Raw genomic sequence first — 14,216 nt, 5'->3', positions numbered from 1 at the left:
AGTTTTTCCCGTACAGTTCCTAAGTCATTAAAAAGTAAAACTTTTTTGCAGAAAAATAGTCCGAATAAATAACCGCAAAGTCCCTTGATTTTAGCGCCCGGGTTTGTATGATTAGCCCATTGATAGCCTAGTGACTAGGACGCACTCAACGGAGATTGACCTATGCAAGAGCTCTACACCCAAACACAGACCGCCAGTCGGGGTCTGGAAATCAACAAGGTGTTGCGCAACACCTACATTCTGCTTTCCGCCACCCTAGCCTTCAGCGCCGTGACCTGCGGTATTGCCATGGCGGTAGGCCTGGGTCGCGGCACTGCTCTGATCATGAGCCTGGCAGCCCTCGGATTGATCTGGTTTGTTTTGCCGCGCACCGCCAACTCCGAGAAAGGCCTGCTGGTCGTCTTTGCCTTCACCGGCCTGTTGGGCGCCTCACTTGGCCCCACCCTTAGCTACTACCTGGGCATGGCCAACGGCTCTCAAATCGTGCTGCAGGCTTTGGGGGGCACCGCCCTGGTATTTTTCGCCCTGTCCGGCTACGTATTGACCACCCGCAAAGATTTCAGCTTTATGCGCGGTTTCCTGGTCACCGGCCTGATCGTGGTATTGCTGGCTTTGGTCGGGACCTTTGTCGCCGGTTTGTTCGGCGTCAATATCTCCGGCATCCACCTGGCCATCAGCGCCGCTATCGTTTTCCTGATGTCCGGCTTTATACTCTACGACACCAGCCGTATCGTTAACGGCGGCGAAACCAACTATATTATGGCCACCGTCGGGCTCTATCTGAGTATCTACAATCTCTTTGCTGCCCTCCTGCACCTGCTGGGCGCATTTGGCGGCGACGAGTAAACGACTGCGGTACTTAACCTGATCCATCACAGAAGCCCTGAAGTTCGCTTTGGGGCTTTTTGTTTGTTATAACACCCCATGATCTTTTCATTGGCCGTATACGGTGCCCCCTACTCCTCCCAAGCCAGCGACAGCGCCTACCGTTTCGCCGCTGCAGCTCTGGCCGGGGGCCATTCCATCTATCGGTTGTTCTTCTATGCCGATGGTGTGCACAACGCCACCCGCCTGGCCGCACCACCGCAAGATGAACTCGATTTGCCGCAGCGCTGGCGCACGTTGATCCAGGCCCATAAAATCGACAGCGTGGTCTGCATCGCCGCCGCGCTGCGACGGGGAATCATCAACCGGGAAGAGGCCGAGCGCTACGAGCGCGATGCCGACAACCTGGCACCAGGCTTTGAGATCTCCGGTTTGGGGCAATTGGTGGATGCCGCCGTCCACTCAGATCGCCTGGTGACCTTCGGCGACTAGGAGCCACTGTGAACCCGAAAAAGATCATGGTGATCAATACCCATGCCCCTTACGGCAAGGCCACCGCCAGGGAGTCCCTCGATGCAGTACTGGCCGCCTCCGCCTATGACCAGGACCTGAGCCTGCTGTTTTTGGGAGACGCTGTCTTTCAGCTCCTGCAACAGCAGGACACTGCCGCACTGGAGGCGAAGAGCTTGTCTACCGCCCTACCGGTGCTCCCCCTCTACGACGTCACCGCCATTTATGCACAACAGTCGGCGCTCGACGCCCGGGGCCTGACCCGGGCAGACCTGGTACTGGACGTGGAGTGCCTCGAAAACCACCAGATAACGGCGCTGATGGACAGCCAGGATATATTGTTGAGCTTTTAATATGATCCTCCACACCGTCAATAAATCACCTTTCAGCCACTCGCTGCTCGAGGCGTGTCTCGCCATCATGGGGGCGAAACACAGCTTGCTGTTGCTCGAGGACGGTGTCTATGGAACGCTGAAAACCAGTCCTATGGCCGCGGCGCTGGCCGAGCGCGGGCGGGCCGGCGCCATCTACGCGCTGGAGGCGGACCTGCGGGCCCGCGGCCTGACCGACACGGCCCTGTTATCCTGTGTTAAACCTATCGACTATGCCGGCTTCGTGCGCCTCGCCACCGAGCACAGTAAAGTTCAGAGCTGGTTTTGAGCCATGCACCTGTGCGTCAACCAGCGCCGTATCCCCGTCGACAAAGACGGTTACCTGAAGCAGCTCGATGACTGGGACCCGGATGTGGCCCGCTATCTGGCTGCAAGGGAAAACCTGTCGCTGTCTGCGGCCCATTGGGAAATTATCGAACTCTTGCGGGAATTCTACCGGGAATTTGAAGTATCGCCGGCCATGCGGGCACTGGTAAAACAGACAGGTAAAAAACTGGGGGCGGAGAAAGGACGCAGTATTTACTTAATGCAGTTGTTTCCACCGAGTCCGGCCAGGGTGGCCAGCAAAATCGCCGGGCTGCCACGCCCGACTAACTGTCTCTAGACACCGGTGCAACGCCTCACGCTACACCGGCACAGTCGACTCAGTTGTTACTTTTGGCGTAGGCCCAGTCGTCACCGGCTAAATCGATAGAAACATTGGCCGGCGCGCCGGTTTCTCTGCCGCGGGCGGACCTATTTTCCGCTGCCACTTCGCCGCTCCGGGTTTTCGCCGCGGGGTCCTTTGCAGCCGTGTCCTTTACTCTAGCGACCAGCGACCGGAGTAAACCGGCATTTACCGTATGGGTTTGTACATAATGCATAGCTCACCTCCCAATGGCTGTATGCAGTATTTGCCTCGATGGTCATTATTATCCAGATTGCAGGAATCGTTATGCGGCAAATTGGCCATGTAACCGGCGTAATATGCACACGCGTGAGAGTATTAGACGTTTTTAGAAGTGACGTCACCCGTAAGCTTTGAACCAGGTCACATTTTTCAGTCGACCTACCCGCCGCAGGGTGACACTCGCTGGAGCAAACCGGAGATATGACGCCTACTCCCGGGTCCCTTCGGGAAAGCTGTAATCCGCCAACTGCTGGCGAATATCTTTCTTGCTCAATTTGCCGGTGGCGGTATGGGGCAGGCTGTCCACAAACACGACATCGTTAGGGACCCACCAGGAGGCCACCTTGCCATCAAACCAGGCGAGCATATCCTCGCGGGTGAGATCGGCGCCGTCTTTTTTGACCACTACCAGCAGCGGCCTTTCGGTCCATTTCGGGTGATAGACCCCGATCACCGCCGCCTCCTCCACCGCCGGGTGTCCGACAGCGGTGTTTTCCAGATCGATAGAGCTGATCCACTCGCCGCCCGATTTAATCACGTCTTTGCTGCGGTCGGTGATCTGCATATTGCCGTCGGGGTCAATGGTGGCTACGTCACCGGTATCGAACCATCCCTCGTCGTCGTGCGCTTCGCTGTTTTCCAGTTTGAAGTATTCGCTGCAAATCCAGGGGCCGCGCACCTTGAGGGCGCCAAACGCGACCCCATCCCAGGGTAGCGGCTTATTGGCGTCGTCCACAATTTTCATTTCCACACCGTAGATGGGGCGCCCCGCTTTTAGCCGCAGCCGCGCATACTCCTGCTCGCCCAGCGCCTTGCGGTCGAGACGGCTGTTGAAGGTGCCCAGCGGGCTCATTTCGGTCATGCCCCAGGCAGCGTGGGTGTAAACACCGTAGCGGTCTTCAAACTGCTCCATGATCGACAGCGGGCAGGCGGCACCGCCGACGACAATGCGATCGAGGCAGTCCACCCGCTCGCCGCTCTCGTTCAGGTAGTTCAGCAGGGCCAGCCATACGGTGGGCACGCCGGCGGAGATATTGACCCCTTCCTCGTTGATCAGCCTGGCCAGGGTCGCCCCGTCGCCCATCTTGGGGCCGGGAAACACCAGCTTGGTGCCGGCCATCACCGCCGAGTAAGGCACGCCCCAGGCGTTCACATGGAACATCGGCACTATCGGCAGCACTACGTCGTTGCGCCCGATGCCGAAGGCATCCGGCATCGATGAGGCATAGGCATGCAGCACGGTGGCACGGTGGTTATAGAGCACGCCCTTGGGATTACCGGTGGTGCCGGAGGTATAGCACAGGGCGCTGGCGGTGGTTTCTTCCAGCACCGGCCAGTCGTAGGTATCGCTGTGCGGCTCGATCAGCGCTTCGTAACTGACAGCGCCGGGCAAGGTGGTGTCCGGCATATGGGCGGCATCGGCGAGCACGATATAGGCCTTGACCGATGTCAGCTTGCTTTGCAGCGACTCGACCAGGGGCACGAACATGGGATCGATAAACAGCAATTGGTCTTCGGCGTGGTTGACAATATAGTCGATCTGCTCGGCAAACAGGCGCGGATTGATGGTGTGGCAAACCATGCCGGCGCAACTGACGGCGTAGTAGAGTTCAAAATGCCGGTAATCGTTCCAGGCCAGGGTGGCAATGCGGTCGCCCCTGGCCAGGTCATAGGTCTGCAGCGCATTGGCCAACTTGCGGGTACGCCGGAAGGCTTCGGCGTAGGTATAGCGGTGTCTCGGATTGTCCGCGGTGACGGAGACGACTTCTCCGGTCGGGTGCACCCGCTCTGCAAACTGCATTATGGAGGTAATGGTTGCAGGTACATCCATCATCAAGCCATTCATAGAATTATCTCCCGGTTATCGTTATTGCTTTGACCCGCCGGCTATTCTAGCCTGTGCCGCGCCCATCAACTATCAGATAAAAGCTATTTTTTCAGCAGTCTTCGACGCTCGTTGCATCAGCGGGCCTCGCCCTGGAGGGTGACCACCAGCCGCCGGCGCCCGCCGCGGTCGCGGTGCTCGCCCAGATAAATACCCTGCCAGGTACCGAGCCGCAGGCGGCCGGCGCCGATGGGAATACTGAGCGAGCAACCCAAGCTGGATGTCTTCAGGTGAGCCGGCATATCGTCCGGCCCCTCGCAGGTGTGGGTGTAGTAAGGTGCGTTTTCCGGCATCAACCGGCTAAAGTGCGCCTCCATATCCGCCCGCACGCTGGGATCGGCATTTTCGTTAATACTCAGACTCGCGGATGTGTGAAGGATAAACAGGTGCGCCAGGCCGGTGCCGATAGTGGCCAGCTCCGGCACTTGCCGTTCGATCTCCCCGGTTACCAGGTGAAAGCCCCGCGATTTGGCGGTTAAGGTAATTTCTTTTTGTATCCACATTTTTTACACCCGCAGGAAGCCGACACTCCTCGGCCACCTCAATGTATTCAGTTGTTTTACTACATGCGATTGTCCAAACACCATAGTGCCGGCACTGTATCTGACAGAACCGGGAGCGGTTATAATAGCCGCCTTTTTACCGTCAGCCTATTCCCTTTGACTTTTTTTACTATGGCGATCCACGCAGTCTTCCCCGATACCTACGACCAACAGCTCGACGCCAAAGCCGCCCGCTTACGCCGGCAATTCGCTGCCTTCGAGCCGCCGGCCCTGGAAGTCTTTTGCTCTCAGGCGACACACTATCGCCAGCGGGCCGAATTTAAAATCTGGCAGGCACAGGGCCGCGCCCACTACGCCATGTACAAGCCGGGAGAGTACAAGCAGCCGTTTATCATCGAGGATTTCAAAGTCGGGGCGCCGCTGATAAACGATTTAATGCCCCCCCTGCTAACCGCGCTCAACGCCTCGGAAATCCTGCGCCGGCGCCTGTTCCAGGTAGAGTTTCTCACCACCCTGAGCGGTGCCGCCCTGGTCACCCTGATCTATCACAAAGCCCTGGATGAACACTGGACCGCGGCGGCGGAAAAACTACGCCGGCAACTGGCAATCGACATTATCGGGCGCAGTCGCAAACAGAAAGTTGTACTGGGCAAGGATTATGTGATTGAGTGCCTGAACCTGGGCGAGCGGAAGTATTACTACCAACAAGTGGAAGGTTGCTTCACCCAACCCAACGCCGGGGTCTGTGAGAAAATGTTGGCCTGGGCCTGTGACGCCACCCAACCCCTGGACGGCGACCTGTTGGAACTCTACTGCGGCAACGGCAATTTCACCCTGCCCCTGGCCCGGCAGTTCGACCGGGTGCTGGCCACCGAGATATCCAAAACGTCAGTAAAATCCGCCCTTTACAATCTGGACCGCAACGGTATCGACAACGTCGCCATCGCCCGTATGTCGAGCGAGGAGTTCGCCCAGGCCATGGACAAGGTGCGCGCCTTTCGGCGCCTGCAGGATATTGCACTGGACGGCTACCGTTTCAGCACCGTGCTGGTGGACCCGCCGCGGGCCGGGCTGGACCCCCATACTGTGGATATCGTCAAGCGCTTTGACAATATTCTCTATATTTCGTGTAATCCCGAAACTCTGCAGCAAAACCTGCAGTCCATCAGTGCAACTCATCACGTGCAGCGCTTCGCGCTGTTCGATCAGTTTCCTTACACCGATCATATCGAATGCGGAGTGTTGTTGCGGCGCAGGGACGCCTGAAAGACGGATAAGACCGTCACGTCAACTATCAACCCAACGCACGGCGTCTGTCCGTTTGGCAACGGCGGAAAACGGCCGTGCGCCAGGATACCGCTAGAATGTCTTGCCGCGTATACGCTTGGCCGCATCCAGCACAAAATCCCGGTATTCCCCCTCCAGTGTTTCCCGCTCCCGGTCAAACGCCACACGCTTTTTCAGGGTCAGTTGTTTCCACTGCGCCAGGATCGGGATATGGTCGGTCGCCTTGGCCAGTTGATAAAAAGCGGTATACTCAGCACGCACGCTGTCATCCACGCCCAGACTGTCGAGCAATACCTTAATCCGGATGGATGCCTCGGTCAGACTGAGCTGATCCGATTCAACCCCCTGGGCAATGATCTGTATGCTTTTATTGATGCGATCGCGTTGGTCGCGTTCCGCCTGCTCCAGCGCCAACTGTTCTGATTGCCGCTGTCGTTTCAACGCCGCCACCTGCAACTGCAACCGCACCGCCACCACAGCCAGCACCAGAATGATCAAACCGCCGGCGAATAAAATCCAGGACCACATAGTAGGGCACCACCTCTTAAATCAACTGCAATTCCTTCAACAGCAATAAACCCACGCTCACGCTGACCAGCGATCCCAGCGTCGTAACTACCACAATGTTGGCCGCCAGGGTCGCGTTGCCGTGCAGGGCCCGGACCATCACGAAACTCGCCGCCGCCGTCGGCGCCGAGGTCATCATAAACACCATGCCCAGTTCCATTTGCCGGAAGCCGGCAGCATAGGCAATACCGGTAATCAGCAGCGGCGAGATGACCAGTTTCGCCACCAGCGCCGCCACCTGGACCCGGCCACTGCCGCGATGAGGTTTAAGGCTGAGGGTGGCGCCGATACACAACAGCGCCAGCGGCAGGGTCATCTGAATAAAATACTCGCCGGTACGCATGATGACCGGGTGAAAGACTATTTGCAAATGCGCCACCGGCAGCGCCGCGACAATGGCGATAATCAAGGGATTGCGTGCAATGCCGAACAAAACGCCCCGCCACCCCGAAGCCACATCGCGATCGAGCAGGCTGCGATTTAGTATATAGACGGACAACACATTGTACAAAACCGTGAGCACCGCCATCAGCACCGCGGCGGCAGCCAGTCCCTGGTTGCCATAGGCGTTGACACAAAACGCCAGTCCCACCACTCCCAGGTTGCCGCGAAAGCCTCCTTGCACAAATACGCCCCGGTCGCGCGGTTCGTCGACTACAACCCGTGCAACCAGCACCAGCACCAGGAACAGCGCGATCGTGCCCGCACTTGCCAGGACAATCAACAGAGGGTTGAGCACGCCGCCGATATCGGCTTTGATAATACTGAAAAACATCAGTGCCGGCAGGGCTACATGAAATACCAGTCGCGAGGCACCGTGCACAAATTCGTCGTTGATCACGCCGAGGTGCTTAAGCAGCGCACCCAGAACCACCACCAGAAAAATAGGGCCGGTGACATTCAGGGCAAAACCAACGGTATCGAGCCAGGCAGCGGACGCCAAGACAGGCTACTCGTCCAGCGCGGGCAGTGAAACGGGGTCTGTATCTGCAGAGTCTGTATCTGCTGAGTCAGTATCCGCCGCCTCGCGATCGAGCGCCGGTGCTTGACCCGCATCTGCCAGCAGTTCGGCATCCAACGCCTTTTTGGTTTTGGCGCCGAGCAGTTTGATATCTTCGACACGTTTAACCAGATTACCGCGCCCCGACACCAGGCGTTTTTGCACGGTGCTGTAGGCCTGCTGGGTTTTATCGATATTTTTGCCGACTTCCTCCAGGGCGCCGACCAGGAGCACAAACTGGTCGTAGAGAGACCCGGCCTGGCGGGCAATTTTTTCCGCATTCTTATTTTGCTTTTCGTAGCGCCAGATGCCTTCGACGGTTCGCAGTGTCGCCAGCAGCGTCGTCGGGCTCACCAGAATAATATGCTTGTCATAAGCTTCGCGAAACAGGTTGGGCTCGTGTTGCAACGCCAGCATAAACGCCGCCTCCACGGGTATGAAAATAAAGACGAAATCCAGGGTGCGGACCTGCTCCAGTTTTTCGTAGTCTTTTACACTCAAGTGGTTGATATGGGTGCGCAGCGAAGCGATATGCTGCTTTAATGCCTGACGCCGGTCTTCGTCGCTGTCGCTGGAACAGTAGCGGTCGTAATCGAGCAGCGAAACCTTGGCATCGATGATAAGGTCTTTGTTTTCCGGCAGCCGCACAATGACATCCGGATTGCGGCGCCGCCCCTCGGCACTGGTCAGGCGCACCTGGGTTTCATACTCGCGGCCCTTTTGCAGGCCGGACTCCTCCAGCAGGCGCTCAAGCACCACCTCGCCCCAGTTGCCCTGGGCCTTATTGTCGCCCTTCAAGGCATTGGCGAGGTTAACCGCGTCCTCGCCGATCTGGCGGGTCTGCTTTTGCAGTTCAGTTATCTGACCGACCAGCTTGTTGCGTTCGGCATTTTCTTTTTCATACACATCCTCCACCTTGCGGCGAAAGTCCTGCAGCTGCTGCTTGACCGGACCCAGGGTGACATCCAGTGCCTGTTTACTCTGTTGGGTGAACTGGGTCTGCTTTTGATCAAAGATCTTGTGCGCCAGGTTTTCGAACTCCCGGGTCAATTGCGCACGAGCTTCGGTCAGCAGCCGCAACTGTTCTTCAAAGTGACGCTTCTCCTGCCGGTGCTGCTCCTCGCTCACCGCCTGTTGTGTTTTGAGCTGGTGGTGTTGTTCGCGCTGTTGCTCGAGACTGCCCCGCAGTGCATCGGCCTCCGCCCGGGCCCGGCTGATCTGGGCCTGGCCGGCTGTCAGCTCCCGGTTCAGGGCGGCAATCTCCTGCTCCAGCCCGGCGATACGGGCGGCACTCTCCTGGCCGGTATGGTAGCGAGCCAGCTCCCGGGCCTCGCCGATCCGGTGTCGCCACAGCAACGCCACCAGCGCCACGCCGATGACGACGCCGGCCAGCAGGGCGATAAGCGGCAGGTGTTCCCCCAGGTTTACATTGTCTAAAATTTGATCCAATTGCACTACCAGCTACCTGCCTATGCCGAGTAAATTATGCGCCTCTGTTCACGCGGTCGATTTTTCCTTACCATCAGACCTTTGTGACAAATGACGATTGGGTTCAGAGGTCTTATGTCAAACCTAGCCTCGCAGACAGCCACACGGATAAAGTCTCTGTGCGCCCAGGGCTACGAACACTACGACACACAGGACTACAAAGGTGCGCTGCGCGTATTCTACCAAGCTTGGTTGGAAGTCCCCAAACCACAGACCGACTGGATTGAGGCCGGCTGGGTTCTGACCGCTATTGGCGATACGTATTTTCGCCTCAACCAGTTCCACCAGGCCCGCGAAGCATTGAACTCAGCGCTCCACTGCCCGCAGGCCGAAGGCAATCCGTTTATTCATCTGCGCCTCGGCCAGAGCCTGTTGGAACAGGGCGATATCGGTAACGCGCGCCGGGAATTGCACCGCGCCTATAACGTCGGCGGCACCGCCATCTTCGAACGGGAGCCGGAAAAATACCTGGCGGCCATTCGCGATGTCGTGACCCAGTAGCCGACGCACTAACCCTCACTATGCCCGCCACAGCCTCAGCTACCCCCCGCATCCTGGTTTTTGATTCCGGTGTCGGCGGGCTCAGCATTCTCGCGGAAATTCGCGCGCGACTGCCCCACTGCGCGCTTGTCTACGCGTCCGACAATGCCGCCTTCCCCTACGGCACCAAGTCGGAAGCTGTACTGGTGGAACGGGTGGACAAAGTGCTGCACCGCCTCCTCGACCGGCATCCGGCAGATATCGTGGTGGTGGCTTGTAACAGCGCCAGCACCCTGGCCCTGCCACGTATCCGCAGTCGCTTCAGTCAACCCATCGTCGGGGTGGTGCCGGCCATCAAACCCGCCGCCGCTTTGACAAAAAACCGCACTATCGGCCTGCTGGCCACCCCCGGCACGGTAGCCCGGCAGTACACCAGCGATCTGATACGGGATTTTGCCCCGCAGTGCCGGGTAGTATCAGTAGGTAGCAGTGAGCTGGTGCAGATGGCCGAGGACCATCTGCGAGGCCAGGCAGCGGACCCGGTGGCTATCCGTCCTATTATCGAACCGCTGTTCGATACGACTACCCAAAGCCCGGCGCCGGACGTTATTGTGCTGGCATGCACCCATTTTCCCCTGCTCAAGCCGGCATTGGCAGCGGCGGCGCCGCGCCCGGTCACCTGGGTCGACTCCGGTGCCGCAATCGCCCGCCGCGTCAGACAGCTATTGGGAGCGCGAGCCGGTGCCGGCACCCTCCCCAACGCGCCGCGGCATCTCAGTCTGTTCACCGCCGACACCGATCAAGTCGCGGCCCTGGCGCCAACCCTGCAGGCATTTCACGGCGGACCTGCGGAGATCATCGACATTCCCTGGTGAAAGCGGGGGTTTTCGCGCTGCGAGCCCTGCCGGTGGCGGGACCATCCCTGCGGGATCAGCGCCATTGCGGATAGTCGGAGGAAGGCGATTCAATAACCGGTCAAGCGGCAGAGGACCTTTTCGCCCTGTTCTGCTGCCGGTCTGCGCCGCTGGCAAGCGCGGATGTCTACTGAAACCAATCAACACGCAGCTGCCGGACTAAAACACTCCGGCACTGACAATAATACGCTTTTTACGACATTATTTGTCAGTGCTTGTTTCAATATGCGTTGCCAGGGCTGTTTGTCAGTGCGCTTTACCGATATTCGTACATAAGAACCTCGGGGCCACCCGGCAAACCACCCGGGTTTGATGGCGCCGGTTTTAAGACGCAGATACTGCCCTTACGACAACCGGCCAATGCCGGCACCGGCACACCCCGACTATTTTATATCGATATCTGACTGCTTCTTCAGAAAGTCCTCGTAAGCGGCAAAGTCCATATTGCTGTACTGATCGGCCAGTTGGCTGCTCATGCCGGTGCGCTGCTCCTTGGCCAGGGCCTCGAAGTCACCACTGGCCACTGCCGTCAGGCTGACCAGCACATAGTCACCGTTGGCGAGGTTCATAGTGCTGATCACCGGGGTATCATCGTCCGCCGGTTTGGGCAGCGTGAAGACGTGCTGTAACACCTGCCGGTTGGCACCGGGTTCGGTGCGCCGGGCCTCGAGGCTGGTCTGCGACTCGTAACCCTCCGATTTGGCCACCTCTTCCAGCGCTTCACCGTCGCGCAGGCGCTGTTGCAGCGCCTCGCCCGCTTCTGCCAGCAAGGTCTTCGCTTTATCGCGCCGCAGCGACGACGTGACTAAATCTCTGACTTCCTCCAGAGTTTTAGTGCGCGCTTTCTGGTGCTCGGTCACACGCAGCACTACGACCCTGCTTTCACTGAGCTCGAGCATGTCACTGGTATTGCCCGCCACCAGCACATCATCGCTAAAAGCGGCGTCGATCACGTCGCGATTGGCCAGCAGCCCGACGCCACCGGAGCGGCTGAAAAGAGCACTGGTGCGAGCCTCGATACCGAGGGTTTCGGCGACCTCGCCCAGGTTGTCGGCGTTGTAAGCGAGATCGGCCAGGCGCTCCGCCAGCTCTACAAACAGTTCTTCCGCCTGAGCCAGACGCAATACATTCTCTATGCGTCCCCGGTCCTGTTCGAAACTGGGCGCCTGCGATTCTTCGATGTCTATCAGTTTGATCAGGTGCCAGCCGGCATCGGTCTCCACTGGGGCCGACACTTCACCTTCTGCCATCTCGGCCAGTGCCGCTTCAAACGCCTCGGGGAAGGCATCACCAGAGGTATAGCCGAGATCGCCACCCTGGTCCTTTGAGCCCAGGTCATCGGAGTACTCCCGTGCCAATTCCGCAAAATCCTCACCCTTGGCCAGACGCGCCTGCAGGTCGGCCAGCAGACTCTGGTCACTGCCATCGTCCTTCGGCTCAAGCAAAATATGCGCAGCGCGACGCCGGGTCTGGTCCTGCCGCTCGGCCAATTCCTGCTCGTACTGCTGGCGCACATCTTCCTCAGCGACGTCAATCGCATCGGTCAGTACGGCCGGGCTCAGGTCGATATACTCCACTGCCACCTGTTCGGGGCTCTGGTACTCGGCGGTGTGCTCCTCGTAATACGCCTGGATCTCTTCGTCAGTGAGTTCGATACCCGCCTCGGTATCGGCAATGGGGACGGTCAGATACTGAAAACTGCGGGTTTGCATGGACAACGCAGCAATGCGTCGCAGGTCATCCTCGGTGGCGAAGCCACTGTCGTTAACCCCCTGAACATGTTGATTCAAGAGTACATCCTGGGCCAACAGGCGCTTGTAACCGGCCGGCGTATAGCCCTGCATACGCAGCAACTGGGTGAAAATCTCGGGGCTGAATTGTCCGTTGTCGTGAAACTGCTCGGTATTGATAATAATGTCATCGAGCCGCTGGTCCGACACCGCCATGCCGCGATCCATCGCCTCCTGCACCAGTACCAGACGCTGGATGAGATCGTTCAGGACCGGCTCGCGCAGGCGTTCATCGCTGACCATCCCGGCGGGCATTTGATCGCCGAACTGGGCTTCCAGACGGCGCTTTTGAAACTGTATAGCGCGGGCAAGCTCGGTTTCGGTAACCGCCTCGCCGTTGACCGAAGCCGCTTCGCTACCGGATACGCTGGGCGCAAACAGTGTTTCGAGGCCCACCAGGCCAAACGACAGGGCAATGAAAACGACAATGATTGTCGCCGCTGTGCCCTTTAAATTATCCCGCAAACTTTGCAGCATCTCACACCCCGAAATTAAAGGATCATTAAAAATTCTGTGCCATAAGAAAAATGAAAAAGGCGCATCTAAGCTGATGCGCCCTGGCTGTTTTATCGATGACGCGGACCACTGAGTGAGTGCCGGTGTCGGAATTGGCTAAAACAGTCTCTTTGGAAACCCTGACCTCAGCGACTCTTTAGCGGAACTCTTTAGCGGAACTTCTTAGCGGAACCTCAGCTAACAGAACTTCAGCAAATCTGTTGTGGTTGCCTGCAGCCGCTTGCATCCGGTCGCATTTGCTTACGCTTATTGACACTTGCCTAAACTTTACAGTTTCTGTCTCGACAGCTTCCGTTGTGACGGTATCTGCCTCGACTATTGACCTGATTGGACTGACTCATCTAAACCGGCCAATTACTTTTAAGCTGTTTCAAATGAATTTTTATGTCTTGCGCGCTAAATTTAGTACTCTGCTTTTTTCCTATGCATTTTTCCTATGCTTTCTACCTATCACCTGCATGGCTTTCTCAGGCCTGCATGGCTAGACAGTCTGTTTTACATCTTGTCGACTGACATCCTGCCAGTTCCCTGTTTAAGTCTATCCTTTTCCTATTATGTCCCGGAGCGCCTATCACTTCCCGGGCTTGTACTTCCTGTACGTATACTACCTGTGCTTATGCTTCCTATGCTGGTACTTCCTGTACTTTTTATTACCAACACTATTACCAACACTATTTCCTGACATTCTTTCCCGACACTTGCTGATGCCTTAACCCTCACCCTGAGTCTACATTTCCGATTTACTACCGGGAGGAGGCACTCAGGCAATGGCAGTGAACTCTTAGTTCACTGCGTCTTTAAGTGCCTTGCCAGCTTTGAAACTCGGAATTTTTGCCGCCGAGATCTCAATCGGTGCGCCGGTCTGAGGATTGCGTCCGGTACGCGCGGCACGCTCTTTCACGGAGAAAGTGCCAAAGCCAACCAACACGACCTGGTCTCCCTCTTTCAAGGCGTTTGAAACAGTATCAACCATGGCATCCAAGGCTCTCCCGGCTGCTGCTTTGGGAATATCCGCAGATGCAGCAATGGCTTCAATCAGCTCTGATTTATTCACACTAAACCCCTTTTATTATTCGGTTCAAGTAATTACAAAAAGATAGAATTAACGAGCAGGTAAAACTATCAGTGGACCATCCGTCCTTCTATGTGCCTCTACATCAGGCAAAGAGC

The 14,216-nt window shown here is 57.4% G+C and carries 16 protein-coding genes; 8 read left to right on the top strand and 8 right to left on the bottom strand.

Annotated features, from left to right (window positions below):
* The first annotated feature begins 162 nt into the window (after positions 1-162).
* The 5 genes from FKG94_RS17320 (at position 163) to FKG94_RS17300 (ending at position 2,331) form a co-directional block, all read left to right on the top strand.
* Complete coding sequence (locus FKG94_RS17320) at positions 163-846, top strand: Bax inhibitor-1/YccA family protein (RefSeq protein ID WP_142905590.1); 684 nt, start codon at positions 163-165, stop codon at positions 844-846.
* Positions 847-924: 78 nt separating this feature from the next.
* Positions 925-1,317, top strand: a complete 393-nt coding sequence (tusD, locus tag FKG94_RS17315) for a sulfurtransferase complex subunit TusD (RefSeq protein WP_142905589.1) — start codon at positions 925-927, stop codon at positions 1,315-1,317.
* Positions 1,318-1,325: 8 nt separating this feature from the next.
* Positions 1,326-1,688 (top strand): sulfurtransferase complex subunit TusC, encoded by a 363-nt coding sequence (gene tusC, locus FKG94_RS17310; RefSeq protein ID WP_142905588.1) that lies wholly within the window; start codon positions 1,326-1,328, stop codon positions 1,686-1,688.
* 1 nt (position 1,689) lies between these two features.
* Positions 1,690-1,995 carry a sulfurtransferase complex subunit TusB gene (gene tusB, locus FKG94_RS17305; RefSeq protein ID WP_142905587.1) on the top strand — a complete coding sequence of 102 codons (306 nt, stop codon included), beginning with the start codon at positions 1,690-1,692 and terminating at the stop codon, positions 1,993-1,995.
* A 3-nt stretch (positions 1,996-1,998) separates the two neighbouring features.
* The gene (locus tag FKG94_RS17300; protein ID WP_142905586.1) at positions 1,999-2,331 is read left to right on the top strand and encodes a TusE/DsrC/DsvC family sulfur relay protein; all 333 of its coding nucleotides are present in this window, start codon (positions 1,999-2,001) and stop codon (positions 2,329-2,331) included.
* A 40-nt stretch (positions 2,332-2,371) separates the two neighbouring features.
* Here the strand turns inward: FKG94_RS17300 and FKG94_RS17295 are convergent, their stop codons facing one another.
* The 3 genes from FKG94_RS17295 to FKG94_RS17285 all read right to left on the bottom strand — a co-directional run bounded on the left by FKG94_RS17295 (position 2,372) and on the right by FKG94_RS17285 (position 5,004).
* Positions 2,372-2,590 (bottom strand): hypothetical protein, encoded by a 219-nt coding sequence (locus tag FKG94_RS17295; protein WP_142905585.1) that lies wholly within the window; start codon positions 2,588-2,590, stop codon positions 2,372-2,374.
* Between the two features lie 234 nt (positions 2,591-2,824).
* The gene (locus tag FKG94_RS17290; protein ID WP_142905584.1) at positions 2,825-4,462 is read right to left on the bottom strand and encodes a long-chain-fatty-acid--CoA ligase; all 1,638 of its coding nucleotides are present in this window, start codon (positions 4,460-4,462) and stop codon (positions 2,825-2,827) included.
* Positions 4,463-4,578: 116 nt separating this feature from the next.
* The gene (locus FKG94_RS17285; RefSeq protein ID WP_142905583.1) at positions 4,579-5,004 is read right to left on the bottom strand and encodes a secondary thiamine-phosphate synthase enzyme YjbQ; all 426 of its coding nucleotides are present in this window, start codon (positions 5,002-5,004) and stop codon (positions 4,579-4,581) included.
* Positions 5,005-5,175: 171 nt separating this feature from the next.
* On the opposite strand from FKG94_RS17285, the gene trmA reads away from it, so the two are divergent.
* A complete protein-coding gene (gene trmA, locus FKG94_RS17280; protein WP_142905582.1) occupies positions 5,176-6,270 on the top strand; it encodes a tRNA (uridine(54)-C5)-methyltransferase TrmA in 1,095 nt (364 codons plus the stop codon).
* A gap of 93 nt (positions 6,271-6,363) precedes the next feature.
* Here the strand turns inward: trmA and FKG94_RS17275 are convergent, their stop codons facing one another.
* Genes FKG94_RS17275 through FKG94_RS17265 form a run of 3 tightly spaced genes read right to left on the bottom strand, consistent with a single transcriptional unit; the run spans position 6,364 to position 9,307 of the window.
* Positions 6,364-6,819 carry a DUF2489 domain-containing protein gene (locus FKG94_RS17275; protein ID WP_142905581.1) on the bottom strand — a complete coding sequence of 152 codons (456 nt, stop codon included), beginning with the start codon at positions 6,817-6,819 and terminating at the stop codon, positions 6,364-6,366.
* 16 nt (positions 6,820-6,835) lie between these two features.
* Entirely contained in the window at positions 6,836-7,801 is a 966-nt protein-coding gene (locus FKG94_RS17270) for an AEC family transporter (RefSeq protein ID WP_142905580.1), read from the bottom strand.
* Between the two features lie 6 nt (positions 7,802-7,807).
* The gene (locus FKG94_RS17265) at positions 7,808-9,307 is read right to left on the bottom strand and encodes a DNA recombination protein RmuC (protein ID WP_246125224.1); all 1,500 of its coding nucleotides are present in this window, start codon (positions 9,305-9,307) and stop codon (positions 7,808-7,810) included.
* Positions 9,308-9,421: 114 nt separating this feature from the next.
* Between FKG94_RS17265 and FKG94_RS17260 the strand changes: the two genes are divergently transcribed.
* On the top strand, positions 9,422-9,847 hold the full coding sequence (locus FKG94_RS17260; RefSeq protein WP_142905579.1) for a tetratricopeptide repeat protein: 426 nt from the start codon (positions 9,422-9,424) through the stop codon (positions 9,845-9,847).
* 20 nt (positions 9,848-9,867) lie between these two features.
* A complete protein-coding gene (gene murI / locus FKG94_RS17255; protein ID WP_142905578.1) occupies positions 9,868-10,701 on the top strand; it encodes a glutamate racemase in 834 nt (277 codons plus the stop codon).
* Positions 10,702-11,123: 422 nt separating this feature from the next.
* Here the strand turns inward: murI and FKG94_RS17250 are convergent, their stop codons facing one another.
* Both FKG94_RS17250 and FKG94_RS17245 read right to left on the bottom strand, forming a co-directional pair.
* Entirely contained in the window at positions 11,124-13,007 is a 1,884-nt protein-coding gene (locus FKG94_RS17250) for a SurA N-terminal domain-containing protein (protein WP_142905577.1), read from the bottom strand.
* A gap of 820 nt (positions 13,008-13,827) precedes the next feature.
* On the bottom strand, positions 13,828-14,100 hold the full coding sequence (locus FKG94_RS17245; protein WP_142905576.1) for an HU family DNA-binding protein: 273 nt from the start codon (positions 14,098-14,100) through the stop codon (positions 13,828-13,830).
* Positions 14,101-14,216 lie beyond the last annotated feature (116 nt).

Origin of the sequence: Exilibacterium tricleocarpae, assembly GCF_007004655.1 — a bacterium.
In the GTDB taxonomy this organism is placed as follows: Bacteria; Pseudomonadota; Gammaproteobacteria; order Pseudomonadales; family Cellvibrionaceae; genus Exilibacterium; species Exilibacterium tricleocarpae.
The sequence above is the reverse complement of the archived record's forward strand: the minus strand, read 5'-3'. Positions and strand labels throughout refer to the sequence as shown.

Coding starts and splice junctions, on each gene's coding strand:
- FKG94_RS17320 (WP_142905590.1), top strand. CDS start 163: ATGCAAGAGCTCTACACCCAAACACAGACCGCCAGTCGGGGTCTGGAA.
- tusD (WP_142905589.1), top strand. CDS start 925: ATGATCTTTTCATTGGCCGTATACGGTGCCCCCTACTCCTCCCAAGCC.
- tusB (WP_142905587.1), top strand. CDS start 1,690: ATGATCCTCCACACCGTCAATAAATCACCTTTCAGCCACTCGCTGCTC.
- FKG94_RS17300 (WP_142905586.1), top strand. CDS start 1,999: ATGCACCTGTGCGTCAACCAGCGCCGTATCCCCGTCGACAAAGACGGT.
- FKG94_RS17295 (WP_142905585.1), bottom strand. CDS start 2,590: ATGCATTATGTACAAACCCATACGGTAAATGCCGGTTTACTCCGGTCG.
- FKG94_RS17290 (WP_142905584.1), bottom strand. CDS start 4,462: ATGAATGGCTTGATGATGGATGTACCTGCAACCATTACCTCCATAATG.
- FKG94_RS17285 (WP_142905583.1), bottom strand. CDS start 5,004: ATGTGGATACAAAAAGAAATTACCTTAACCGCCAAATCGCGGGGCTTT.
- trmA (WP_142905582.1), top strand. CDS start 5,176: ATGGCGATCCACGCAGTCTTCCCCGATACCTACGACCAACAGCTCGAC.
- FKG94_RS17275 (WP_142905581.1), bottom strand. CDS start 6,819: ATGTGGTCCTGGATTTTATTCGCCGGCGGTTTGATCATTCTGGTGCTG.
- FKG94_RS17260 (WP_142905579.1), top strand. CDS start 9,422: ATGTCAAACCTAGCCTCGCAGACAGCCACACGGATAAAGTCTCTGTGC.
- murI (WP_142905578.1), top strand. CDS start 9,868: ATGCCCGCCACAGCCTCAGCTACCCCCCGCATCCTGGTTTTTGATTCC.
- FKG94_RS17250 (WP_142905577.1), bottom strand. CDS start 13,007: ATGCTGCAAAGTTTGCGGGATAATTTAAAGGGCACAGCGGCGACAATC.